This is a genomic window from Hydrogenimonas urashimensis, assembly GCF_016593255.1.
Taxonomy (GTDB): Bacteria; Campylobacterota; Campylobacteria; order Campylobacterales; family Hydrogenimonadaceae; genus Hydrogenimonas; species Hydrogenimonas urashimensis.
In genome coordinates, this window is record NZ_AP023212.1 from 192126 (window position 1) to 216686 (window position 24561).

A 24561-nucleotide genomic window follows, 5' to 3' on the forward strand; every position below is an offset into this window, starting at 1 on the left:
TAGATGTTGAGAAATTATATCTGTCTGGGCGTCGCCGGCAATTTCGCCCACCATCTGGAGCAGGCGGGTGAAGCGGGCGATTTTGTGGATGTGGAGGTGGACGAGGCCCACGCTCCTAAGGGGATTTTCCCGTTTTATCTGCCGGGTAACGACGGTTTTCTGGGAGTCTACCCCATCAGCAAAGATACGCTGGTTCTGCCCAGGGAGGAGGCCAATGCCCAGGTGGAGCCCGAGATCGGTATTCTGTTCGCCGTGGCATATGACGAACGAAAGCGCGTCAAAGATCTCAAAGCGCTGAAGTTCACCGTCTTCAACGACACGACCATCCGAAAAGACGGCGCTTTGAAGATCAGCGAGAAGAAGAGCTGGCATGAAAACTCCAAAGGGAAGGGCGACATCTGGATCGACATCGACAGATTCGAGAAGGGCGGGGTGATGGACCGCTTCCGCCTGCGAAGTTTTCTCATCCGCGACGGGGTGAAGCACGAATACGGTGTCGACGCGCCGTTGACGGGGTACAGCTACTTCCACGGGAAACTGACCCGCTGGCTTGTGGAGAAGATCAACAACCAAAAAGACGCCGGCCCTCTGGAGGATATCTCCAAACATTTTAAAGCCTGCGGCTACCCCGATCATCTGTTCGTGAGTATCGGCGCGACCGCCTATGCGCCCTTTGGTGAGCGAAACTATCTGAAAGAGGGGGACGAAGTGATCGTCGAGGCCTACGATGCCGAAAACCCCGATCGGCGGATCGTGTTGCGCCAACAGGTAAAGCGGCATGCGTGACCAAAAGGGTTGGAAGACGAAGCGGATGAATCGGGGCTTCGAGCGCGGAGTCGATTAAGCAGGTTGTCGTAATTTTTTGGACATTGCAACCGTTGGCAAAAGATGCATCGGTGTCGGCGTAGGCTGACACGCTCTTTGTCTCCAACGATGTTATCCCATAAACCACTCCAGCTCATCCAGGCGTTCCCACGGATAATCGTCATACCCTACCTGGCCTCTGGCCGCGATGTCGGCATAGAGAAAAGAGGATCGCGACGGTTTGTCCAGGCCGAATTTTTCGGTGATCCATCGGGGTGTGAGGGGAAATTTTTCGGTGATTCTGACCGAAAGCTCCTCGTCCCTGAAGGGTTTTAACGCCGTGCCCATCGTGTCGACAGTGACACTGACGGGCTGGGCCCGGCCGATGACGTAGGCGATTTCCACCACCGCCTTTTTCGCCAGTTTGGCCGCGACGATATGTTTGGCGAGCCAACGGGCCGCGTAGAGGCCCGAACGGTCGACTTTGGTGTAGTCTTTCGAGCTTTGGGCGCCGCCGCCGATGGGCGCGTAGGCGCCGTAGGTATCGACGACGGTTTTCCTGCCTGTCATGCCGCTGTCGGCCAGGGGGCTGTGGGTGACATAGCGGCCCGTTTCGTTGATAAAAAATTCGCACGCTCGTTCGTCGAAGAGCGGATCGTTTCCGAGTGTTTCGACGATGACTCTTTTTACAACACTGCGCGCTTCTTCGATATCCACATGTGCAGCATGGGGAACGGCCGCGACAATCTTTCGGATAGCTTGGGGCAAATTGGCGTCGAAGTTGCTCTTGGTGCCGTAATCGAGGCTCACCTGTGTTTTGATATCGATACCGAAACGGTCGGGATGTTCGAGGGAGTGGACATAGAGCGCGTCGCGCAGTTTTCGGGCATATTCCAGTGCGCCCGGCATGAAGGTCGGGGTTTCGTCGGTCGCGAAGCCGATCATCATCCCCTGGTCACCCGCGCCGATCTCTCCGCTTTTTTTGTCGACGCCGATGCTGATGTCGGGCGACTGCCGCGAAACGAGTACCCGGATGTCCGTGGCATCGGGGTAGAGTGTCTGGCTTTCGTCGAAACCGATTTCCGGGTAGCCGATGGCAGAGAGGGCGTCGATGGCACAAAGACGGTAGAAGCCCTCGCCGATATCGGCAGAGGTGCGCACTTCGCCGCCGATGATGATATGTTTGCCGCTGATGAACACTTCCGTGGCGACACGGGCGTTCGAATCGAGTTCGAGGAGCCGGTCGACAATCGTGTCGGCGATGATGTCGGCACATTTGTCGGGATGTCCGGCCGACACCGATTCGGATGTAAAAAGGTACATTCGCAGCTCCGTAAAGATTGTTTTATTGGGAAGGATACTCGAACCTCCCTGAAAGTGGTATAATTTATCCAGAGACTAGACCGTAGAAAGAGGAGGTGTCAGATGGCCGAAATGGATCTGGAATATTACAAAAAACGGCTTTTGGAGGAGAAAGAGAGAATTTTGAAAAGTATGGAGGCGATCAGCGACGAGATGGCCGTTATTTCCGCCGAAGACGAGATCGACGATATCGAAGATATGGCGGAGCTGAAGATCGACAACGATCGGGACAAAGAGGTACTGCGGATTCTGGTGCAGCAGCTCAAAGATGTCAATGACGCGCTGCGGAAGATCGAAACGGGTCAGTACGGTATCGACGAAAAAACCGGCGAACCGATTCCGGAGGAGAGGCTGCGCGCCAATCCTGCGGCCAGGAGCGCCGTTGCCTGAAAAAGGAGGCGAACGATGATACTTACGAGTCCAGCTTTTGAAAACGGTGGTTTGATTCCCCCGAAATATACATGTGACGGGGCGGATGTTTCGATTCCGCTGCTTTTTGGCGATATACCGGAAGGGACGGAGAGCCTGGCGCTCATTATGGACGATCCCGATGCCCCGATGGGTATTTTCGTGCATTGGGTCATCTACAATATTCCCGCCGACATGACCGGACTGCCGGAGGGGATTCCGAAAGAGCCCTATCTGGAAAACGGGATACGTCAGGGTCTCAACAGTTTCAAAACCATCGGTTACGGCGGCCCCTGTCCTCCCGACGGCGCCCATCGCTACATGTTCAAACTCTACGCGCTGGATATGCCGCTCGAGATGGATGCCGGCATGACGAAACATCAGTTGCTTTCGGTGATGGACGGCCATGTTCTCGACGGGGCGGGATTGATGGGGATCTACGAGCGCTGATCTCTTTTCTGTGACATCGCCACGGCTGTTCTGACGGCTTGGAAGTAGCTTTTCAGATTGAGCGGGCGGTCGGGGAGATAGGCGATGTCGAAAGCGGTGCCGTGGTCGACGGATGTCCGGACAATCGGCAGATTGAGCGAGACATTCACGCTTTCGTCGAAATAGAGCGCTTTGAGAGGCGCGAGCCCCTGATCGTGGTACATGGCGACGTAAAAGTGGAAATTTTCACGCATCTTCGGTGTGAAAGCCACGTCGGGAACGAGAGGCCCCTCAAACGGCGAACATCGGGAACCCTCACCCGAAAGTCGGGCGTTTGCGGCCGCGATGGCGGCCGCGATCGTCTCTTCTTCGACGCCCAGGACACCGTGGTCGCCGGCATGGGGATTGAGCCCCAGAACACCGATCTTCTCTGCGCCTGTCTCTTTCTGAAAATCGAGCAAAAAACGTGTCAGTCTCTTTTTTTCTATATGCCGGGGCACCTCTTTGAGGGCAATATGCGCGGTGAAGAGGGCGACCCACATCTTTTCGCATCCGAGCATCATGATGGCATCCTGCTTGAAAAAGTCGCGGAGTGCGTCCGTGTGCCCTTTGTAGCCGATTCCGGCGAGCATCCACGCCTCTTTGTTCACAGGAAGGGTGACGACGGCATCGGCTTCCTGGTTTCTTACAGCTTCCACCGCTTTTTTGAAAGAGAGAAAACCGTATCGCCCCGCATGCGCATCCGTTCTGCCCGGAAGGATGGAGAAGGGCGCCGCATCGGGTGCGCTGTGGTCGAAATCTTCCGGTATGTCGAGGTGAAGAATCTCGGCAGCCCGGCGACACATTTCGTAGCTGACGAAGTAGACGGGATGGCACCACTCTTTGATTGTGGCATGCGCTCTTAATGCGATTTCGATTCCAATGCCGTTGAGGTCCCCTATACTGACGGCGATTTTGGGTCTGCGGCTCATCGTTTCAGGAGATTCACCATCTCTTCGACCGCCTCTTTTAGACCCGTAAAGACGCTTCGGGCGATGATGCTCTGTCCGATATTGAGCTCTTCGATCGCATCTATTTTCACGATTTCAGCGACATTTCGGTAGTTGAGTCCGTGACCGGCGGCCACCCTGAGGCCAAGGGTCGCGGCATGATCGGCGGCGCTTCGAATGGTTTCGAGGCTCTCTTCGAGTTTGGTTTTAAGCGTATGTCGGGGAAGCTCCAGCGCTTTGACAGAGTGGTGGGTGCGGGGGAGATTGGAGTGGAGCATGGCATGGATGTTGGCGTAGCTTCCGGTATGGAGCTCGATCCATTCGGCTCCCAGAGCGTCGGCCCGTGTGATCGTTTCGAGGTCGGGATCGATGAAGAGCGATACTTCGATTTCATTGGCGTGAAGTTTTTCAATGGCCGCGATCGTCCGGTCCTCATATTTAAAAATATCAAGACCGCCTTCCGTGGTCACCTCTTCCCGCCGTTCCGGTACGAGTGTCGCCCGGTGGGGACGCAGGCGGCAGACGATTTCGATGATCTCCTCGTCGATGGAGCACTCGAGATTAACCGGAAGCGGGCTGAGTCGGACGATCTGCTCCGCATCTTCGTCATGGATATGGCGGCGGTCTTCTCTGAGGTGGATCGTAATCTGGTCGGCGCCGGCACGCGCGACGATTCCGAGTGCGTCGATGGGGCTCGGATCGTTGATCTTTCTCGCTTCGCGCAATACGGCGATGTGGTCGATGTTGACACCCAGTTTCATCATGGCAGCATATCTCCTAACTCTTCATAGATTTTTTGTGCGACGATGTGGTATCCCGCGCCGTTTGGGTGCGTGTAGTCGCTTTTAAGCTCTTCGTTTCTCAATACGGGGCCGAAGACGTTGGCGATATAGAGCGATCCTGTTTCACGGGCCACTTCCTCGTACAATCCGATATCCGATGATATCATCAATTCTATCAAATCCATATCCGGAATACCGAGAATAACCGCTTTGGCACCGCTTTTTTTGATGATACCGACCATCTTTTTCAGATTTTTTTTGATCGTTTCTCTTTCCCGCTTGTGCAGAACGTCGTTCATGCCCTCTTCGAGCAGGACGATATCGGGTTTGTAACGTTTCAAAATCGCGGGAAGGCGTCCCAGAGCCCGGGCGGTCGTTTCACCATAGACCCCGGCGTTGATGACTTCGATACCGAGCAGTCTCGAAAGCTGTGCCGGATAACTCTCCTCTTCGGATATTCCCGTTCCCGCTGTCAGGCTGTCTCCGAATGCCACGATTACGGGTGTATGGTCATCTTTCGTATAGAGTGGGGCATTGACGGTTTCCTCGAACGCATCGTTCTCCATTTGGTGTTTGTTGTAGAAATGGAGTCCGATGACAAATACGATGACAAGAGCGATCCACTCCATTTTGCTAAGATGCATTTTCTACCTTCCGTTCAATCTGCATAGTTATACGATACAGTATCGGCTATTTTGCCCTTTTATTGTAGAAATCGCGTTTAAATGCGGCGAATTGACCTCTTTCAATGGCGTCTCTGGCACGTTTTGTGAGTGTCAGATAGAAGTGGAGATTGTGCAGCGAAGCGAGACGGAAATAGGTAAGCTCCTTTGCCCGATAGAGGTGGTTGAGATAGGCGCGGCTGTACCGGCGGCACGTGTAACAGCCGCATGCACTGTCGATCGGTTCCGTATCCGCTTTGTAGCGGGCCGCCTTGATGTTGATTTTTCCGAAAGTGGTGAAGAGCGTTCCGTTTCTCGCGTTGCGGGTGGGCATGACACAGTCGAACATGTCGACGCCGCGTTCGATGTTTTCCACCAGATCTTCGGGGGTGCCCACGCCCATCAGGTAGCGGGGCCTGTTTTTGGGCATGAACGGGGTCGTGAATTCGACCGTATCGTACATCGCCTGGTTCGCTTCGCCGACGCTCAGTCCCCCGATGGCGAATCCGTCGAAGTCCATGGCGCAGAGGGCTTCGGCCGAGATTTGTCTGAATTCCGGATCGGTTCCGCCCTGGATGATGGCGAATATGTTCTGGTCCAGGCCGATGCCGTGGCTCTGTTTGAATCGGTGGTAGGTGATCGACTCCTTGGCCCATCGGGTCGTTCTCTCTATCGAAACCGCGATTCTCTTTTTTGTGGCGGGCAGGGCGACAAGGTCGTCGAGAATCATCATGATGTCGCTGCCGAGATTGTACTGGATATCGAGCACTTTGGAGGGGGTGAAGTAGTGTTTGCTTCCGTCGATGTGGCTGCGGAAGAGGATGCCCTCGTCATCGGGTCTGCTGATGTCGCTCAGACTGAAGGCCTGGAAGCCGCCGCTGTCGGTCAGGAAACTGCGGTCGTAGGTGGTGAAGCCGTGGAGCCCTCCCATTTTGGCGACCGTTTCGTCACCGGGACGGAGGCAGAGGTGGTAGGTGTTAGCCAGGATGATCTGCGTGTCGAGAATCTCGCGCATGTCGCGGGTATCGAGCGCCTTGACGACGGCGCCCGTTCCGACCGGCATGAAGACCGGTGTTTTGATCGTGCTGTGGGCCGTTTCGATCGTACAGGCCCGTGCGCTGCCGTCGACGGCGTCGATGGAGAATTTCATGATGAATGTCCTGTTTCGCTATAATTGCCTATTTGAAGCTGTCACAAAACAGCATTCACTGAAGGCGGTGCGGAAGTCATGAAAAAAATATTGATCATTGCTGATGGAATTGTAGCAAAACATTTTCTGCAGCGAATCAGCGAGACCTTTATCAGCACCAACGAATACACCGTCGTTACGCTGGACAGGTCGATACTTCCAGACAAACAGCCTTCCAATTTTATCAGCTATCAGTTCGATCCCACCAGCTACATCAAGCTCTCGAAAATACTCAAGCGCGATTTCGACGATGTCTTCATCATCATGAAAAACCGTACCGACGCGGAGGGGAGCTATCAGAACATCCGCCGTGACAATCCCGTGATACGGATTACGTTTTTCAACCGATGGGATATCGAATTCAGCGAAGAGAACCTCTTCAACGATCAGAACCTGATCAATGTCAACGCCAACGAACTGCTCGCCAACCGGCTCTACGATTTCCTTCCCAATGTGCCGGTCATCGCCCAAAATGTCGGGCTTGGGCAGGGGGAGATTATGGAAGTGCTGGTGCCTTTCGGCAGCGCCTACGTCTATCGGCATATCGGTACGATCATCCAGAACCAGTGGCGTATCGTGGCGCTTTACAGAGGAAACCAGCTGCTCCTTTCGAAACCGTCCCTGATGATCAAACCCAACGACCTACTACTGCTTGTGGGCAAACCCTCCGTCCTGGAGTCAGTTTTCAAGGCGATCAAGCAGGAACTGGGGCAGTTCCCCGCACCCTTCGGAGAGAATCTCTACATCTATTTTGACATGGGAGTCGAAAGACCCGCCTGCATTCTCAACTGTCTGGAGCAGGTGAAATATCTGCACAAACGCATCAAGGGGCGTAAACTGGTGGTGAGGATCACCCATCCCTCCGATATCGGACTGCTGGAGACCATCAAGGGGATGGATTCCGAAAACGTGGAGTGCATCGTCGACTTCCGCAACAGGAAACCGGAAGAGATTATCGCCGAGGATGTGGAGAACTACAATATCGGACTGATCGTGTGCGGCCGGGATATCTTCGAGGAGAAACGGTTCAAAGAGATCTTCTACAAGCTTCGAAAACCGGTGCTGCAGTTTAGCAACGTCTCCCTGATGCAGTTGAAAAAACTGGTCCTCGTGCTTTCCGATGACAAAAGCATGGAAGTGATTTCGGCAACCGTCTTCGACGTGGCGTCGCAGCTCGGTCTTGATATCGAACTGCTCGATTACGAACCCGACAGCGATTTCGAGAAAAAACGTTTCATTCTCAACCATTACGAAAATCTCTCGAGCATCTTTTCCAAAACGCTTCAGATTCGGCAGGAGAACAGAAACCCTATCCGGGAACTCGCCCACGAAGAGTCGTTTCTGCAGATCGTTCCTTTTACGGAGAAGATTCTTCAAAACCGCTTCTTCTCCTATTTCAGTACGGATGTGGAGAAACTCTATTTCAAACTCTCCTACAACCCCCAGCTTTTCGTCCCTGTCGATCTCGAATGACCCGGCCGTTCAAAATCGTGCGGCACGCCGCTTGGCGGCGGAATCTTCGTCGACCGATTCGTTTACAATTTTTTTCAAAAGCCGATATTTACGGCGTACAAAGCACTTTTTTATATAAATTTAAGTAAAATAAAAAAACCATCTCAAGAATCCATGTGGATAGTACCGGAGACGATTTTTTTTCCGATTGCGGCGCTTCGACGAGGACATGGCGAAACAGGCCCAAAGAAGCGGCAAAGAGCGGGAAAAGCATCAGCCGGCCCCGCCGGGTCTCTTCCAAAGCGGCATCTGTTTTGTAAAATAGTGCCGGGGCGACATGAGCTCTGCATCCTATGGCTTGGAAGATTGTTTCTGCAACCATGGATTCTTGAGTCGGGTTCCGTTTAAAAAATACATTATCCAGGTTATTGCATGAAAGTATCCATTACGCTTCCGACACCCCAGAGCAGGGATTACGATATCACGATCGACACCCTTCCCGAAATCGCCATCGAGGGAAAGGCGGCCATCATCACCAATCCGAAGGTGGCCGGCCTTCATCTTCGCAGGGTCATGGAGAGAATAAAAGCGGACGAACTCTATGTCGTCACGATACCCGACGGTGAATCCTACAAGACGATGGAGACGATCGAATCGATCCTCGAGTCGCTTTTCAACCACCGGCTCGACAGAAAATCGACACTTGTCGCTTTCGGCGGCGGGGTTATCGGCGACATGACCGGTTTTGCCGCCAGTATCTTTCAGCGAGGCATCGACTTCATCCAGATACCGACGACGCTTCTTGCCCAGGTCGATGCCAGCGTGGGCGGAAAAACCGGCATCAACAACCGTTTCGGAAAAAATCTCGTTGGCGCCTTCCACCAGCCCCGTGCCGTCTATATCGATACTTTTTTTCTTTCGACACTGCCGAAGAGGGAGTTCGCCGCGGGTGTGGCGGAAATCATCAAGATGGCGGTGATGTTCGATGCGGAGTTTTTCCGATGGCTCGAAACCCACGATCTTGATGAAGAGGAAAACCTGAAAGAGGCGATTCGCCGCAGTGTGGAGCTCAAGGCCCGCATCGTCAACGAGGACGAGAGAGAGAAGGGGGTCCGTGCCGTTCTCAACTACGGCCACACCTTCGCCCATGTGATCGAAAATTTCAGCGGATACGGCCATTATCTCCACGGTGAGGCGGTGGCTCTGGGGATGGTCATGGCCAACGAGCTGGCGCTGGAGTTTGGTCTTTTCAGCCAGGAGGAGGCCGAGCGGGTCAGAAAACTTCTCGAAAGATACGGTCTTCCCACCCGGTATGGGATCGATTCGGCCGAAACCTTCTACGAGCAGTTCTTTCTCGACAAAAAGAGCCACGACAACAAGATCACTTTCATCGTTCCCGAAAAAGTAGGGCGTTACAGAATGCTGGTGGATCCCGAAAGAGAACGGGTGGTGCGCGTATTGAAAAAGTTTGAAAAGGATCGCGACGGTGCGCGTTAAACTCACTCTTTTAATACTGCTCGCACTCTTTTCCTACGGTGAGATGAACCATACGAAACTATCGCCTGCTTCGATTAAAGAGCGCGTGAAGGCGGCCAAAGAGATCGTGGCGTCGAAAAAAGCCGAAGAGGAAGCGAAAAAAACGGAAGCGAAAATCCGACAGCTTCTTGAAGCGCTCGCTCTGACCGACCGTCGGCTCAACGAAGAGAGTGTCTGGCAGAAGATCTATGCGAACCACCTCACCTATGTCCAGATCGAGTCCGATATCCGACAAATCGACAAAAAAATAAAAGAGTACAAAAGGGCGGGTGCGAGAAAATACCGTTCCAAAATCAAAGAGCTCGAAAACCGGCGGACGCGGCTGGCCGAGCGGCTCAGCCTGCTGAGCGATTATGCCCACAATCCATTCAAGACGCTCATCCGTCCCAAGAAGATTGCCGAAGTGCCTTCGGTCACGAATCCCGTAGCGATCATCAACGCCTTTTCCTATATCAAGCTGCTGGGCGAGCAGCTTTCCCGTTTCGAGCACGAGATAATGAATCTCGAATCCTTCATCGCGATGCTCGAACAAAAAGAGTCGATTCTCAGGGAGCTGCGGTTGTTGAAACCCGACGACCCGAAGATCAAAAAGATGATGGCGCAGACGCTCAAAGAACTGGAAGAGGCGCAGGAGGCTCTCAGCCTCCATCAAACAGCGCTTGTCGTCTACAAGAAGAGGGTGGATGAAATCAAACTCCGTCTGACCGACCAGATCAAGGAGCAGGCGAAAAAAGCGGGGACCATCGGCGTCTCGATTCTGATTCTGCTTATTCTTGTGATACTCGTCAAATGGCTCATCAAACGAACCATCACCGACAATGAACGATTCTACATGGCGAACAAGATCATCAACTTCTCGTTCGTCTTCATCGTCGTGATGATTCTTCTTTTCGCCTATATCGAAAACGTCTCCTATCTCGTCACGGTACTCGGCTTCGCTTCCGCCGGTATCGCCATCGCGATGAAAGACTGGTTCATGAGCATGCTGGGATGGCTCGTCATCGTTCTTGGCGGGTCGATCCATGCGGGCGACAGGATACGCGTCGACAAGGACGGCATGCGGTATGTGGGGGATGTGCTCGACATATCGCTCCTTAGGATCACGATTCTCGAAGACATCACGCTAACAAGCTATATGCACAACCGCAGGGCGGGGCGGGTCATCTTCATTCCCAACAACTTCATCTTCACGAACATGATCGCCAACTACTCCCACGCCACGCTCAAAACGGTGTGGGACGGCATCGACTTCACGATCACTTTCAACTCCAACCACAAAAAGGCGGTCCATATCGCCAAGGAGACCGCCAAGAAGTATGCAAAAGGGTATACCGACATCACGCGGAAGCAGCTCAACAGGCTGCGGTCGAAATACAGTCTCAAAAATACGAATGTCGAGCCGAGGGTCTACTCTTTTATCGAAGAAAATGGTATAAGGATCAGTGTCTGGTATCTGACCAACGCCTATGCGACGCTCACGCTTCGCAGTACCATTTCGGCCGAGATACTCGACTTGATCAAAGAGGAGGAGGATATCGTCATCGCCTATCCTTCTCAGCATATCTATCTGGATCGGGCGAAGCAAAAACCGACGCTGCCCGATCTTTCGCAGGGGAGTGAGACTGTATGAAAAAGGTCTATTTCAAAACGTTCGGCTGCCGTACCAATCAGTTCGATACGCAGGTGATGATGGCGAGGCTTGGCCGATACGAAATCGCCCGGGACGAGACGGAAGCCGATGTTATCGTCGTCAACTCCTGTACCGTCACCAACGGCGCCGACAGCGGCGTAAGAGGATACATCAACCAGGCCGCGCGCATCAACCCCCGTGCCCGGCTGCTTTTGACGGGATGTGGCGCCTTCACCAAAGGAGAGGAACTCTTCGAAGCGCAAAAAGTCTCGGGTGTCTTCGGACACAGTGAAAAAGAGAAGATCGTGTCGTTTCTCGACAAAGAAGAGCGCTTTTTCGAGATCGGCGATCTGGAACATGTCGACACCACGGTCGTCGAGCAGTTCGTGGGCAGATCGCGTGCTTTCATCAAGATACAGGAGGGGTGCGATTTTCGGTGCAGCTACTGCATCATCCCCTTTGTGCGCGGGCCTGCCAGAAGCCTGGACGAAGCGCAGATTCTCGAGCAGATACGCCGTCTCGCCGCCAACGGGTTCGGGGAGTTCATACTGACCGGCACCAACGTAGGCAGTTACGGCATCGACAGGGGCACTTCCATCGCGGGGCTGCTCAAAAAAATGAGCCGGATTCGCGGCGTGCGGCGCCTGCGTATCGGTTCGCTGGAACCCGTTCAGATCACGAAGGAGTTCAAAGAGCTTCTGGATGAGCCTTGGATGGCGAAGCACCTTCATATCGCGCTGCAGCACACTTCCGACAGGATGCTTGAAATCATGAACCGCCGCAACAGTTTCGCCGGCGACCTGGAGCTTTTCGAAGAGATCGCATCCCACGGGTACGCGCTGGGAACCGATTTTATCGTCGGCCATCCCGGAGAGGACGACATGGTGTGGCGGGAGGCGATCGAAAGAGTTAAAAAGCTACCGCTGACCCATGTGCATGCCTTCACCTACTCCAGGCGGGACGGCACACCCAGCAGCACCATGAAACCGCAGGTTCCCGGCAACGTCGCCAAAGCGCGGCACAAGGAGCTGACGACACTCGTCAAGGAGAAAAATCTGGCGTTTCGGCGCGCCCTGAAGGGACCGCTGGAGATATTGGTAGAGAGCGAAAAAGCGGGGGAATATGTGGGTCTTGATCAGTATTTCAACAAAATCGCCATTCGCTGTGAGCGGGATATCCGAGGCGAATGGCTCTTTTTGGAGAGTTTCGAAGCCGTAGGGGAGATGAATCGTGGAACTTTCTAAAAAAAACCGGATCATACTGGCAGTTTCGGCGGTTCTGATCGTGGCGATCTTCGCTTTCGCCTATCTGCGCGACCGATCCAGGACGATCGATGCCCAGACGGCGGAGAATCTCATTAGCAACAGTCTCGTGAGCGATGCCGTCATCGAAGGGCCCTATCTCTATTTCAAAAGCGGCGGCGTCCGATACAAAGTTCCCAAGGACGCCGTGGACCTCAAAGAGGTCTACAGCAAAACGGCCGTGACGATCGTCGAACCCAATCCCTACCTGGCCGATGTGATCACAATCGTCATTCTCGCGCTGCTGGTCGCCTACCTGCTGCGCTGGTTGAGAAAGAACCGCGAGATAAAGGAGCAGCAGCTGAGCGAGCAGATCCAGTTCGCCAGCGAACTGCAAAAGCCCGCAGATATCCAGCCCATCATCTCCAATATCACGTTTCAGGATGTAGCGGGCATCGACGAGGTCAAAGAGGAGCTCGAAGAGATCATTGATTTTCTGAAACATCCGAGAAAATATCTCAATTTCGGTATCCGTATGCCGCGTGGCGTCCTGCTGGTCGGACCTCCGGGCGTTGGCAAGACGCTTATCGCCAAGGCGGTGGCCGGGGAAGCGGGTGTGCCCTTTTTCTACCAGAGCGGCGCCTCTTTCGTGCAGATTTACGTGGGCATGGGAGCCAAGCGAGTGCGTGAGCTCTTCAAACGCGCCAAAGCGATGGCTCCCGCCATCGTCTTCATCGACGAGATCGATGCCGTGGGCAAGGCGCGCGGCGGCATGCGCAACGACGAGCGCGAAGCGACCCTCAACCAGCTTCTTACGGAGATGGACGGCTTCGAAGACAGCAGCGGCATCATCGTTATCGCGGCCACCAACAAGATCGAAATGCTCGACGATGCGCTGCTGAGGCCGGGACGATTCGACCGCAGAGTCTTCGTGTCGCTTCCGAACAAGGAGGAACGCAAATCGATTCTGAAAATCTATTTGGCCAACAAACCCCATTACGTGGATCTGGACGAGATCGCCGAGATGACGGTGGGTTTCAGCGGTGCCGCACTCTCTTCCCTGGTCAACGAAGCGGCGATTCACGCGCTGAAAAACGGAAAAAAAATCATCGAAATCGAAGATTTTCTCGCCGTCAAGGACAAGGTGCTACTGGGAAAAAGGAAGATTCTGACCTACTCCGATGAAGAGAAGCGTATCCAGGCGGTCTATCAGGCGGCAAAAGCGGTGATGGCCTACTGGCATGATATCAGCTTTTCGAAAATCGGCCTTCTGAGCGACCATTTTCAGCACTCCGAAAAGGAGATTGTCTCGAAGTCTGAGATTCTCAACCGAATCAAGGTGCATCTGGCGGGAGACATGATGATGCACTACCATTTCCACGAACACTACACCAACGCCGCCAACGACCTCAAAGAGGCGCGTCTGCTTGCCCAGGACATGGTGGAACACTACGGCATGGGTGAGCATTTCGGTGTCGATATCGCCGATGTCGAGAAGATACTCGAAGATGCACGGCTCGATGTGGAGGGATTCATCGGCCGGATGGAGACGGGAATTCTGAAACTGGCGGACGAGATTTTAAAACGGGAAATCGTCACAAAAGAGGATGTCAAAGAGATTCTGCATGATCTTTTTTAGCGGTTTCTCTCTAAAAGGCGAAAAGAAGATTTTCTCGGAGTATCTGGAAAGATACGGGAAGAATCCCTACGTCGTGGCGGGATTCAGCTACGGTGCGATCAGAGCGCTGGAGTACGCCGTCGCCTCACAGAAGAGAATCGACAGGCTCATTCTGCTCTCTCCGGCCTATTTCAAAGAGGTGTCGAAAGCCTTCGTCAAAACCCAGATGGTGCATTACCGAAAAGATCCCGATGCCTATATCGAAAAATTTTTGGCAAACGCCGCTTCTCCCGCCTCTTTCGATCTGGATCCCTTCCGGTCGGACTCCACTCCCGAAGAGCTCGAGGAGCTTCTGGGGTATGAATGGCCGTCGGCGCATTTTAAGACCCTGCTGGCCCGGGGCGTGAAGATCGAAACGTTTCTGGGAGGAGAAGACAGAATCGTCGATGCCCACAAGGCGCATCGTTTCTTCAAACGATACACGACGAGCTATCTGTTCAAACCTTTTGGCCACCTTCTTCGCTGAAAAGGACAAATGTGTACCTGTAGGGTGAGCCGGAGGTTCCCAAAACGATGGTGTCACCGTCTTCGATTTCCGTCCGCTCCGTATCAGAATCGCCGCCGATGCGTTTTTCGTTGACCCCTGTGCCGCACTTGCTTCCGTCGTCGATGACATAATATTTTCCATCCTCTTCCACGATCTGCAGATGGTCTCTTGAAATCTGCAGTCTCTCACCAAAATCGATCAGGTAGATATCGTTGGTAGGAACGCTTTTCATGCCGTGTTTGAAGCGCTCCTTGACGATGATGTGACCGTGATCGTCGACTTCGACACGCGATTCGCGTCCTATCCGGTAGGGAAATTTCCATATGGGAATCATGTCGTCAAACTGGTTTTTGATCGGAATCGCCGCAGCCGCCTGGTCGGTCTGGGCCAGCAGGACCGCCCTGGGAAGAAACTGTCGCTTGATAGCCTCTTTGTCGATACTCTGTTGCATGGATAGCTCCGTTTTTCATCAATTTTACCAGTGGTTCACTTATACCCGTATCAACGGAAGAGAAGGAAGGAGGATTTTGTGAAAGATTCGCGCTAATTTTGGTAAAATAGAACCAAAAACAGGATGTTTGAAATGGATAAAATCAGGGTCGGTGTCGTCACGGCGAGCGACAGGGCAAGTGCAGGGATTTACGAGGATGTCTCGGGCGTGGCCATCATGGATACGCTCAGGGAGTATCTGCAAAACGATATCGAGTTTCTCTACCGCTGCATCCCCGACGAGCAGAAAGCGATCGAAGCGGCACTCAGGGAGCTGGCCCGTGAAAAGGAGTGCGATCTGATCGTTACGACAGGCGGCACAGGTCCCGCTCCAAGAGACGTGACGCCGGAAGCGACGGAGGCGGTTTGCGAGAAGATGATGCCAGGCTTCGGGGAGCTGATGCGGCAGGTGAGCCTGCAGTACGTGCCCACGGCGATTCTGAGTCGACAGACAGCCGGTATCTGCCACAAAAGTCTCATCATCAATCTGCCCGGCAAACCGAAATCGATCCGGGAGTGTCTGGATGCCGTCTTTCCGGCGGTTCCGTACTGCATCGATCTGATCGGCGGCCGGTATATGGTGACGGATGAGAATGTGATCAAAGCTTTCAGGCCGAAAGGATCGTAGCCGGCAGGAGCATCGAGATTGCACCGAATGCGGTCAAGAAGGTCGAAAAGAAAAAGAGAAAGGATGACGGCGCTATCGGCCGTAAAAGGCCTGTTTGCTTTCGTTTAGAACCCGGCCTTGCCGGCGAAGCAAAAGGAGTGGGAGCGCAGGTGTCGGGACTTTGATTCGGTACCGTACGATTTAAAATGGCAAAAAAGAAAAAAAAATTCATCAAATACAATCAGACCATCCGGAAAATTTTCGGTGGGGAAGGATTCGACGAGGGCATCACGCGGGTACCCCTCGACAATCTCATCGAAATGGCGATGATACTTTCGCTCAAAGAGCAGCATCTGACAAAAGCGGACCTGGTCCGGGCATTCCGGCGCCTGTGGTCGAGCGGTGATGTCGCCGACAGAGCGCTGATTACCGAATACCTCAAATCTTTGGATACCACCTTCAAGTCAGACAAGAGCGTCACGAGCAACGAAGCCCGGATGGAGAAGATCGACGAGATTCTCGCACAGATCGAACACACGCCCGCAGAAGAGGTGGCGCTCAAAGAGCAGTTCGAAGAGGTCCGCCTGAAAAAGATCACCCCCAAAAGGATCGCCAAAGCACTGCTGAAACTCCGTAACGCCAAAAAACGGTCCCGCCTGGAGGAGGCGTTCGACGGCTCTTTTGACGAAGCCGGGCGCTTTCTCTTCTTTCACTCCTTCCGTTTCAGGATATTCGAGGAGGATTTCCACAAAATCGTTCAGCTTACGTGTATGCCTTTCGAGGATGAAGAGATTGCGCATCTGGATGAAGCGGCGCTGAAGGAGCGTCTGAAACAGTGCAAAGAGAAGGCGATCGAAAAAAAGAGGAGGGAGATCGACCTTTTTTTGCAGAAGGCATCCGGCCCCAACCGCTATCTGAGCCAAGAGGAGGTGCTGCAGACCATCAAACGGATACCGGAAGAGTGCGACTTTCTTTTCGTTCCGGTACCGGAACCCTTTTTGCGCCGAATCCTTTTCGAACAGTTCGAAATTTCCGAAGCGGAAATGCTCGCCGAGTCGATACGCCTCTTCAGGGATATGGAGAAAACTCTTTTCGGAAAAGAGGAGTGGAGAGTCCGCTACAAACTTGTTCTGGAAGTTCAGAAGCGCTGGCTGTATCAGAGCATCTGGGACAACGCTCCTTTGCAGATCGACGAAGATTTCGAGCTCAGGCGGGTCGAAGTGGAGGCACAGTTCGATGCGGAACTGGCGGCACTGAAGAGTGCACTGCTTCACGAGGCCGAGGGGCTGGATCTGCACGAAGAGGAGATAGAGACGATCATCGCCCATGCGATCATCGACGCGATCGCCCGCAAGGAGATTCTGGAGATACCCTACAAGACCCTCAAGACGATCAACCGCCATTTCGCCCGCCAGATCGAGGGGCTGAAACTCAAAAAACAGCGGGAAGAACTGCTGGCGCGCACCATACGGGATTTCAAGAACCTCTTTCCCTTGGCAAGAGAGATGGATCGCCGACTGATTTTCCATGTCGGTCCGACCAACAGCGGCAAAACCTATGCGGCGATGGAGCGTCTCAAGAAAGCGGATACCGGCTACTACCTGGCACCGCTTCGTCTGCTGGCGCTGGAAGGGTACGAGACGCTGCTCAAATCGGGCATACCGGCCTCACTCGTCACCGGGGAAGAACAGCTGATCGACGAAGAGGCGGCCCATATCAGCTCGACGATCGAAATGGCCAATTACCAGATCGAAGTGGATGTCTGTGTCATCGACGAGGTTCAGATGATCGACGATCCCGATCGCGGGTGGGCCTGGGCCAACGCCATCATCGGTATTCCCGCCCACACCGTTATCATGACGGGAAGCGAAGACGCCCTCGAGGCAGTGAAGGAGCTGGCGTCGTGGCTGGAGGAGGATCTGGAAGTGGTCCGTTTCGAGCGCAAGGCGCCGCTGATTCTCCATCATCATCCCGCATCGCTCAAAAAGCTTGAGCCCTCCACCGCCATCGTCGCCTTTTCGCGCCGGGACGTTCTGGCGTTCAAAGAGCAGCTCAGCGGCCGGTACGACGTCTCCGTGGTCTACGGGAACCTCAGTCCGGAGGTGCGCAGGGAAGAGGCGAGGCGTTTCAGGGAAGGAGAGTCGCAGATTCTCGTGGCCACCGACGCCATCGCCATGGGGCTCAACCTGCCGATCAAGACGATCCTCTTTGCCAGGGATTCCAAATTCGACGGGCAGAGCCGGCGGCTTCTGACCCCTTCGGAAATCCGTCAGATCGCGGGGCGGGCAGGGCGGTACGGTCTGCACGAAGAGGGGTATGTGGGTGCCTTGACGGCGCCGGTGCTCCAGACCGTTACGGAGCTGATCGACGAACCGGCTCCGCCGATACGAGGACCCTATCGTGTCATGGCCAATTTCGAGCATATCGAGCTGATCGCCAAAATCATCGAGACCGAAAGTCTCTCCGAAATACTCGGGTTTTTCGTCAAGCATATGCGGTTCGACGGCCCGTTTGTCGCCGCCAACATCGAAAACATGCTCGAAATCGCCAAGATGGTCGATCTCTACCACCTCGATCTGAAGTCCAAATATCATCTCGCCTGCGCGCCACTGAGCCTTGGGTCGCCCTATCTTGAGAGCGTCTTCCACCGCTATCTGATCGCTTTGGAGAGGAAAGAGCCGATCCCCTTCGCTGTTCCCGAAGATCTTCCCGGCATCGCCCAGACGTCGGATATGCTTTTTGAAGCGGAGGAGAGGGTAAAAGAGATATCCCTCTACCTCTGGCTCTCCTACCGCTTTCCCGATGCCTTCGTCGATACACAGAACGCACTGCAGGCCCGTGAAATACTCAACCGGTTCATCGAGCGTTCACTGCGCAAGGGAGTTTTCGCAAGGGCATGCAAACGGTGCGGCAAACCCCTGCCGCCCCATTTCCGCTTCGGTATCTGCCAGGAGTGCTTCCGAGGGGGGCGACAGATCAAAAGATAGTGGATGCGCCGCTTGCTCCTTTGGGGAATCCGATTCGGTATCCCGTTTAATCAATTATTCATTTGATTAATATTACAATGGTTGAATCACCATAAAAGGATAGGCTCATGAACGTACTGCATCCCCCATTTGTCCATTTTGTCATTGCATTGCCACTGGCGGCATTTTTTTCCCAAGTGACATATTTGGCGACCCTGGACAAAACCTATTCGAAAGCCGCGACAAGAATCCTGGCGCTTTCGCTGCTTATATCGCTGTTTGCCCTGTATGGAGGTTTCCTCGATGCGGAAAAGATTCTGGCCGATCACGATATTCTCGAGAAGGGAGTCGCTGTTCTTAATAGCCATAAAACGTTCGGTTTCATAGTGGTAGGCTTTCTTGCATTGACAACATTTTTGAAATGGCTGGCGACCAACAAAGATCTCGTGATGCTTGAGAAGATTTCACTTCTGCTTATCATCCTTACAATCATCGCCACACTTTATCAGGGCAATCACGGCGGTTCTCTGGTTTATAAATATTCTGCCGGTATCGATAACAGAATAGTGAACCAGAGAGTGGAAGAGAGTCAAAAAAACTGGGAAAATTGAAAACAATCCCTCATTTGACTTCACAGGAGCTCAAAAAACTTTAGCGCTTCCTCTTCCGCATCTTCCAGGGTAGCAAGATCGATTTCCCCCTTTTCGACTCTCTCCTGGAGGCTTTTTTTGATGAAATCGAACGCCCGTTGTCTGGCCGTTTCGATATCGTCGACATAGGCACAGCCGTTGAAGCTGTAGGGCCGTTCGTTTTCGATGCAAACGACGGCTCCCTCCACCTCTTTCTCCAGAAATTCCGCCACTTCCCGCGCATTGATGCCGAATTCGCAACTGTACCAGATCAGATCGTCGAGCTCTTTGTCCAAAAATTCGGTGATGCCGTCAGCCGTGGTGTCCTGATAGAGGGCGAAAGGCTCGTTGGCTGCCAGAAGCTCCTGCCAGGCGCGTCCTGCGTAGATGGCGATTTTATCCCCCTCGTCTTTCACTTCGTAGTTGTCTGTGAGTATTTTGGCCAGTGGAGTCGGCCTGGAAACGGCCGTGCCCACCAGGGATTTGGGCGTGCCGACGAAAATGTAGGGCTGAGAGGGTAGATCACCCGATGCGTCGAGGATGTCGCCGCCCAGGGTGATGGCGATCGGCTTTTGCGCATTGACGGCGTCAAGAAAGCTCTTTTTGTCGACTTTTATATCGTGATTGAGAAGATTGTAAAAGGTCATCGGTTCTCCATTTGTGTTGGCATGTGGATGCTGTGCAACCTCAGCTGTCGATTGTAATAAAAAAGCAACAGAGCGACCTTTTCTCTCCCTTTTAACTTGCGGTTTTCAATTTTTTACTATCCGATGAATTTGCCGCTTCGCAGCCGCTGCGCCTCCATCAGTTCGATCTCCCTGGCACCGGATACGACGATGTTGCTGTCGGGAACGTAGTCGAGCATTTCGTCGCGTCCCTCGTAATGGATGGAATTGAGGATGACCCGCATGACATTGAGGCGGGCGAGATGCTTGTTGTCGGAGCGGATGATGGTCCAGGGGGCGATGGTGGTGTGGGTGTGTTTGAGCATCTCATACTTCATGTTGGTGAAGTCGTCCCACCGCTCCTGTGCCTGCAGGTCGACTTCGCTCAGTTTCCATTGGCGCAGAGGGTCGGTCTTGCGACGTTCGAAACGGCGGCGCTGTTCCTCTTTCGTCACACTGAAATAGAGTTTGATGAGTATGATGCCGTTGCGGACCAGTCCCTTTTCGAAGCTTGGGGTGTCTTCGATGAATGTCCGGTATTCCTCGGGTGTGCAGAAACCGAATACCGGTTCCACCATTGCGCGGTTGTACCAGCTGCGGTCGAAAAGCACGATTTCGCCGCCCCGGGGAAACTGCTCCACGTAGCGCTGGAAATACCACTGTGTCCTCTGCTCTTCGGTCGGTTTGCCCAAAGCGACGACACGGTAATGTTTTTCGTTCATGTAGCGGGTGACACGGCGAATCGTTCCTCCCTTGCCCGCGGCGTCCCGTCCTTCAAAGAGAATGATCATTTTCAGCTTATTGATTTCCAGATGTTTCTGAAGTTTGATGAGTTCTGCCTGGTAGGGTTTGAGTTCCTCGGCCTCGAGATACTTCCTTATCGCCTTTTTCTTTTTCAAAAGAACCGGCAGCGGGTCGCTGTTGCCGCATACTTCCACGTCTTCGAATTCTTTCAACTCTTCCATCGTTTCATTCTTTTTGGCCAAAACACAACCTCCTCTTTATCTTTTTTTATTGTATCATTTTAAGACTCAATAAGAGGCTAAAGAATGGATTATAAAAAGATTGAGGAATTGATCGGACGAATCGAAGCGGCGGAGAGTGAACTCTACCGGGAGCTGGCCGGGGAGACGAAAACGATCACATGCGATTTTGCGGAAGAATATATCCCTCTTTGGACCTATATTCGCCGGGGGAATCCTAAATATGCGCTTTCGGCCCCCATAATCTACGCCATGATCGTGCCGGCACTCGTCATGGATGCCTCCGTTACGGTCTACCAGGCGACCTGTTTCCCCCTCTACGGCATTCCGAAGGTCGCAAGAGGCGACTACATCGTTTTCGACAGACACCGTCTGAGCTATCTCAACGCCCTTCAGAAACTCAACTGCGTCTATTGCGCCTACTTCAACGGGCTGATCGCCTATGTCCGGGAGATCGCTTCGAAAACCGAGCAGTTCTGGTGTCCGATACGCCACAGCAGGCGCATACGGGGTCCCCACCGCCGCTACTGGCACTTCCTGCGATACGGTGACGGCAAAGATTTGAAAAGGAGATGGATGAAAATGCGTGAAACATTGAGGGACGAGGAGAAACAGTAGTGGATATCAAAGCGTGTCTGAACGAGTACATCAAAGAACTTGAAAACGAGGTGATGAAGATTGTCTCGAATCCAAGAACCGACAAAAAGACGAAAAACCTGGCCATGAAACCTTTGACGAGCAAGAAACAGATCATCCTCAACACGATCGACGCTCTCGATCTGGTGGACAGGGTGCATGCAGAAGAGATGGCAAAAGCGGATGATTTTCAATCGTGAGCCGTCACTTTGGAGCGCTCCCATGGTTTTTACGTGATAGAAGGCGCCGTGGAAGCGCCTCTTTCTTCTACCGCGACATTTCAGATCTGTGTGAGCTGTAACAGTTCCGCTTCGATTTTCTCCAGTTTCTTCTTCGCGTCCTCGAGGGCCTTTCGGTTCTCTTCGACCACGTGGGCGGGAGCGTTGGCGACGAATTTTTCGTTTTTGAGCATGCCCGAGAGTTTGACGACCTCTTTGGTCAGTTTGCTCTGCTGTTTTTCAAGACGCTCCAGTATGGGTTGCAGATCGATATCCGTCAGGGGCAGATAGACCTCCATGTGGTCGCTGACGTCGGTAATGGCATTTTCAACCTTTTCGTCCACAAACGTCACGTTTTCCGTTTTGGCAAGGAGCCGGATAAAAGGGGCGGCGAGTTTTCCGTCCATCGCCGCGTCCGGCTTGACATAGGCGATTTCGATCTTTTTGCCCGGCATATCCACTGTCGCTTTCGCCCGGCGTATGGCTACGATCGCCTCGATGATAAGGGAAAATTCCCGTTCGATCGATTCGTCCCGCGGCAGATTCTCGGGGTAGGGCATCACCATGATGGAGCCCTCTTTTTGGACGGTCGTTTCCGAGAGCCTGTGCCAGAGGTATTCGGTGATGAAAGGCATGAAGGGGTGCAGCAGCTTCATCGCCTCTTTGAAGATGGCCCCCAGCTCCGCGACACTCTCTTTGCTCGCCTTGCTCAGCTCGATGCCCCAGTCGCAGAACTCTCCCCAGAGGAAACGGTAAAGGGTCGTGGCGGCGTCGTTGAAACGGTACTGGTCGATGAAGCCCCTTGTCTCTTCGACAGCGAGCGAGAACCGGGAAAGAATATAGCGGCCCAGCGGCGTTTTGACTTCGATCTCTTCGAGGTTTTCGAAGCGGGGCACATTCATCTGCAGGTATTTCGCGGCATTGTAGAGCTTGTTGGTGAAATTCCTACTCTGGTCCAGCTTCTCGCTGCTTAGCCGGATGTCCCGGCCCTGTACGGCCAGGACGGCGAGAGTGAAGCGAAGCGCGTCGGCGCTGTACTGCTCGATCGTATCGAGGGGATCGATGACGTTGCCGCGGGATTTGGACATTTTGTTGCCATGCTCGTCCCGTACGAGGGCATGGAGATAGATATCTTTGAAAGGGAGCTCTTTCATGAAATGCTCTCCCATCATGATCATTCTCGCAACCCAGAAAAAGAGGATGTCGAAACCAGTGATCAGAAGGTCGTTGGGATAGAAGTTTTCGATGTCTCCCTCGTTCCATTTGACACCTTTGAGGGCCTCGCCGTTGCCCCAACCCAGTGTCGAAAAAGGCCAGAGAGCCGAACTGAACCAGGTGTCCAGAACGTCGGGGTCCTGCGTCATGCGGGTGCTGCCGCATTCGGGACATTTTTCGGGGTGTTCGTTCTCGTCCGCCCATTCATGGCCGCAGTCGTTGCAGTAGAAGACCGGAATGCGGTGTCCCCACCAGAGCTGGCGGCTGATGCACCAGTCTCTGAGGTCGCTCATCCATGCGTTGTAACTGTTGATCCAGTGGGGCGGGAAAAATTTCGCCTCACCGGCATTGACTTTTTCGATGGCTCTGGTCGCTATCTCCTTTTTGACGAACCACTGTTTGGAGATATAGGGTTCGACAACGTTGTGGCAGCGGTAGCAGTGGCCCACCTGATGGCGATGCTCCTCTGTTTTTTCGATGTATCCCTCCTCATAGAGGCGCTTGACGATTTTCTCTCTCGCGTCGAGCCTTTCGTGACCTTCGAACTCGCCGGCGAATTTGTTGAGAATCCCTTTTTCATCGAACACCGTGATAAAATCGAGGTTGTGGCGTTTTCCGACTTCGTAGTCGTTGGGGTCGTGGGCGGGGGTGACTTTGACCACGCCCGTTCCGAACTCCATATCGACATGTTCGTCGGCGATGATCGGAATTTCACGGCCGATCAGCGGCAGCCGCACCTTTTTGCCGATCAGATGCTTGTAGCGCTCATCGTCGGGATGGACCATGACGGCGGTATCGCCGAAATAGGTTTCGGGCCGGGTCGTTGCGACGACGACGAAGCCCTCTTCATCCGCCAGCGGATAGCGGATGTGATAGAGTTTTCCGTCGTGTTCCTCATACTCGACTTCGATGTCGCTCAAAGCACCGTCGTGGGTACACCAGTTGACCATGTAGTTTCCCCGGACGATGAGCCCCTCTTCGTAAAGCTGCACGAAAGCTTTTCGCACGGCGTTTTTGAGCCCTTCGTCCATCGTGAAGCGTTCACGGCTCCAGGCGGGTGAGACGCCGAGCTTGCGCATCTGGTGGACGATCATGCCGCCGCTGTGCTCTTTCCACTCCCAGACCCGCTGAAGAAACGCTTCGCGCCCCAGGTCCTCTTTGGTTTTTCCTTCGGCCAGCAGCTGCTTTTCAACGACATTCTGTGTCGCGATGCCCGCATGGTCCGTCCCCGGCTGCCAGAGGGTTCTGTAACCGTCCATGCGCTTGTAGCGTACGATGATATCCTGCAGCGTGAAAGTGAGTGCATGCCCGATATGAAGACTTCCCGTGACGTTCGGAGGCGGCATCATGATGCAAAAATTGCGGCCGGGTTTTTGAATCGCCCGGTTGCCGTCGATTTCGAAACAGCCGCCGCTTTCCCAGATGTTGTAAAATTGCTCTTCGATTTCGTGGGGATCGTACCCTTTTTTCTCGCTCATTCAATGCCCTCAAATGTAAAAAATTA

At 53.5% G+C, this 24561-nt stretch carries 24 protein-coding genes; 14 read left to right on the forward strand and 10 right to left on the reverse strand.

Annotation, left to right across the window (positions count from 1 at the left end):
• Nucleotides 1-3: 3 nt before the first annotated feature.
• Nucleotides 4-786: a DUF5718 family protein gene (locus JMG82_RS00950; RefSeq protein ID WP_201353075.1), complete on the forward strand. Its 783-nt coding sequence runs from the start codon at nt 4-6 to the stop codon at nt 784-786.
• A gap of 150 nt (nt 787-936) precedes the next feature.
• On the opposite strand, the gene metK is transcribed toward JMG82_RS00950, so the two are convergent.
• Complete coding sequence (metK, locus tag JMG82_RS00955; protein WP_201353076.1) at nt 937-2127, reverse strand: methionine adenosyltransferase; 1191 nt, start codon at nt 2125-2127, stop codon at nt 937-939.
• A gap of 102 nt (nt 2128-2229) precedes the next feature.
• Here metK and JMG82_RS00960 point away from each other — a divergent pair, with 102 nt between their 5' ends.
• Together JMG82_RS00960 and JMG82_RS00965 are read left to right on the forward strand one after the other, a co-directional pair.
• Nucleotides 2230-2556 (forward strand): TraR/DksA family transcriptional regulator, encoded by a 327-nt coding sequence (locus tag JMG82_RS00960; protein ID WP_201353077.1) that lies wholly within the window; start codon nt 2230-2232, stop codon nt 2554-2556.
• Between the two features lie 15 nt (nt 2557-2571).
• Nucleotides 2572-3024 carry a YbhB/YbcL family Raf kinase inhibitor-like protein gene (locus tag JMG82_RS00965; protein WP_201353078.1) on the forward strand — a complete coding sequence of 151 codons (453 nt, stop codon included), beginning with the start codon at nt 2572-2574 and terminating at the stop codon, nt 3022-3024.
• Here the strand turns inward: JMG82_RS00965 and pdxA are convergent.
• Genes pdxA through tgt form a run of 4 tightly spaced genes read right to left on the reverse strand, consistent with a single transcriptional unit; the run spans nt 3012 to nt 6586 of the window.
• Complete coding sequence (pdxA, locus tag JMG82_RS00970; RefSeq protein ID WP_201353079.1) at nt 3012-3974, reverse strand: 4-hydroxythreonine-4-phosphate dehydrogenase; 963 nt, start codon at nt 3972-3974, stop codon at nt 3012-3014. The two genes, JMG82_RS00965 and pdxA, sit on opposite strands and share 13 nt — an antisense overlap.
• Nucleotides 3971-4753 carry a pyridoxine 5'-phosphate synthase gene (locus JMG82_RS00975; protein WP_201354123.1) on the reverse strand — a complete coding sequence of 261 codons (783 nt, stop codon included), beginning with the start codon at nt 4751-4753 and terminating at the stop codon, nt 3971-3973. Before JMG82_RS00975 ends, pdxA begins: the two co-directional genes overlap by 4 nt.
• A complete protein-coding gene (locus JMG82_RS00980) occupies nt 4753-5418 on the reverse strand; it encodes a GDSL-type esterase/lipase family protein (RefSeq protein WP_201353080.1) in 666 nt (221 codons plus the stop codon). Before JMG82_RS00980 ends, JMG82_RS00975 begins: the two co-directional genes overlap by 1 nt.
• A gap of 46 nt (nt 5419-5464) precedes the next feature.
• Nucleotides 5465-6586 (reverse strand): tRNA guanosine(34) transglycosylase Tgt, encoded by a 1122-nt coding sequence (tgt, locus tag JMG82_RS00985; RefSeq protein WP_201353081.1) that lies wholly within the window; start codon nt 6584-6586, stop codon nt 5465-5467.
• Between the two features lie 78 nt (nt 6587-6664).
• Between tgt and JMG82_RS00990 the strand changes: the two genes are divergently transcribed.
• Nucleotides 6665-8098, forward strand: coding sequence for a COG3400 family protein (locus JMG82_RS00990; protein WP_201353082.1), 1434 nt, complete (start codon nt 6665-6667; stop codon nt 8096-8098).
• 88 nt (nt 8099-8186) lie between these two features.
• On the opposite strand, the gene JMG82_RS00995 is transcribed toward JMG82_RS00990, so the two are convergent.
• Nucleotides 8187-8459, reverse strand: a complete 273-nt coding sequence (locus tag JMG82_RS00995) for a hypothetical protein (RefSeq protein WP_201353083.1) — start codon at nt 8457-8459, stop codon at nt 8187-8189.
• A gap of 50 nt (nt 8460-8509) precedes the next feature.
• On the opposite strand from JMG82_RS00995, the gene aroB reads away from it, so the two are divergent.
• Genes aroB through bioV form a run of 5 tightly spaced genes read left to right on the forward strand, consistent with a single transcriptional unit; the run spans nt 8510 to nt 14628 of the window.
• On the forward strand, nt 8510-9574 hold the full coding sequence (gene aroB / locus JMG82_RS01000; protein WP_201353084.1) for a 3-dehydroquinate synthase: 1065 nt from the start codon (nt 8510-8512) through the stop codon (nt 9572-9574).
• The gene (locus tag JMG82_RS01005; RefSeq protein ID WP_201353085.1) at nt 9564-11243 is read left to right on the forward strand and encodes a mechanosensitive ion channel domain-containing protein; all 1680 of its coding nucleotides are present in this window, start codon (nt 9564-9566) and stop codon (nt 11241-11243) included. Before aroB ends, JMG82_RS01005 begins: the two co-directional genes overlap by 11 nt.
• Complete coding sequence (gene mtaB, locus JMG82_RS01010) at nt 11240-12487, forward strand: tRNA (N(6)-L-threonylcarbamoyladenosine(37)-C(2))-methylthiotransferase MtaB (RefSeq protein ID WP_201353086.1); 1248 nt, start codon at nt 11240-11242, stop codon at nt 12485-12487. Before JMG82_RS01005 ends, mtaB begins: the two co-directional genes overlap by 4 nt.
• Complete coding sequence (locus JMG82_RS01015; RefSeq protein WP_236579154.1) at nt 12474-14123, forward strand: AAA family ATPase; 1650 nt, start codon at nt 12474-12476, stop codon at nt 14121-14123. Before mtaB ends, JMG82_RS01015 begins: the two co-directional genes overlap by 14 nt.
• Complete coding sequence (bioV, locus tag JMG82_RS01020) at nt 14110-14628, forward strand: pimelyl-ACP methyl ester esterase BioV (RefSeq protein ID WP_201353087.1); 519 nt, start codon at nt 14110-14112, stop codon at nt 14626-14628. Before JMG82_RS01015 ends, bioV begins: the two co-directional genes overlap by 14 nt.
• Here the strand turns inward: bioV and JMG82_RS01025 are convergent.
• Nucleotides 14600-15100: an FHA domain-containing protein gene (locus JMG82_RS01025; protein WP_201353088.1), complete on the reverse strand. Its 501-nt coding sequence runs from the start codon at nt 15098-15100 to the stop codon at nt 14600-14602. The two genes, bioV and JMG82_RS01025, sit on opposite strands and share 29 nt — an antisense overlap.
• Before the next feature lie 132 nt (nt 15101-15232).
• On the opposite strand from JMG82_RS01025, the gene mog reads away from it, so the two are divergent.
• The 3 genes from mog (at nt 15233) to JMG82_RS01040 (ending at nt 19322) form a co-directional block, all read left to right on the forward strand.
• Nucleotides 15233-15766, forward strand: coding sequence for a molybdopterin adenylyltransferase (gene mog, locus JMG82_RS01030; protein ID WP_201353089.1), 534 nt, complete (start codon nt 15233-15235; stop codon nt 15764-15766).
• A 185-nt stretch (nt 15767-15951) separates the two neighbouring features.
• The gene (locus tag JMG82_RS01035) at nt 15952-18732 is read left to right on the forward strand and encodes a helicase-related protein (RefSeq protein ID WP_201353090.1); all 2781 of its coding nucleotides are present in this window, start codon (nt 15952-15954) and stop codon (nt 18730-18732) included.
• A gap of 107 nt (nt 18733-18839) precedes the next feature.
• On the forward strand, nt 18840-19322 hold the full coding sequence (locus JMG82_RS01040) for a DUF2231 domain-containing protein (RefSeq protein WP_201353091.1): 483 nt from the start codon (nt 18840-18842) through the stop codon (nt 19320-19322).
• A gap of 20 nt (nt 19323-19342) precedes the next feature.
• Here the strand turns inward: JMG82_RS01040 and JMG82_RS01045 are convergent, their stop codons facing one another.
• Together JMG82_RS01045 and ppk2 are read right to left on the reverse strand one after the other, a co-directional pair.
• Nucleotides 19343-19987, reverse strand: a complete 645-nt coding sequence (locus tag JMG82_RS01045) for a hypothetical protein (RefSeq protein WP_201353092.1) — start codon at nt 19985-19987, stop codon at nt 19343-19345.
• Between the two features lie 116 nt (nt 19988-20103).
• A complete protein-coding gene (ppk2, locus tag JMG82_RS01050; RefSeq protein WP_236579155.1) occupies nt 20104-20991 on the reverse strand; it encodes a polyphosphate kinase 2 in 888 nt (295 codons plus the stop codon).
• Between the two features lie 63 nt (nt 20992-21054).
• Between ppk2 and JMG82_RS01055 the strand changes: the two genes are divergently transcribed.
• Nucleotides 21055-21606 carry a hypothetical protein gene (locus tag JMG82_RS01055; protein WP_201353093.1) on the forward strand — a complete coding sequence of 184 codons (552 nt, stop codon included), beginning with the start codon at nt 21055-21057 and terminating at the stop codon, nt 21604-21606.
• Nucleotides 21606-21824: a hypothetical protein gene (locus JMG82_RS01060; RefSeq protein WP_201353094.1), complete on the forward strand. Its 219-nt coding sequence runs from the start codon at nt 21606-21608 to the stop codon at nt 21822-21824. Before JMG82_RS01055 ends, JMG82_RS01060 begins: the two co-directional genes overlap by 1 nt.
• A gap of 80 nt (nt 21825-21904) precedes the next feature.
• Here the strand turns inward: JMG82_RS01060 and JMG82_RS01065 are convergent, their stop codons facing one another.
• Complete coding sequence (locus JMG82_RS01065; RefSeq protein WP_201353095.1) at nt 21905-24535, reverse strand: valine--tRNA ligase; 2631 nt, start codon at nt 24533-24535, stop codon at nt 21905-21907.
• Nucleotides 24536-24561: the final 26 nt, after the last annotated feature.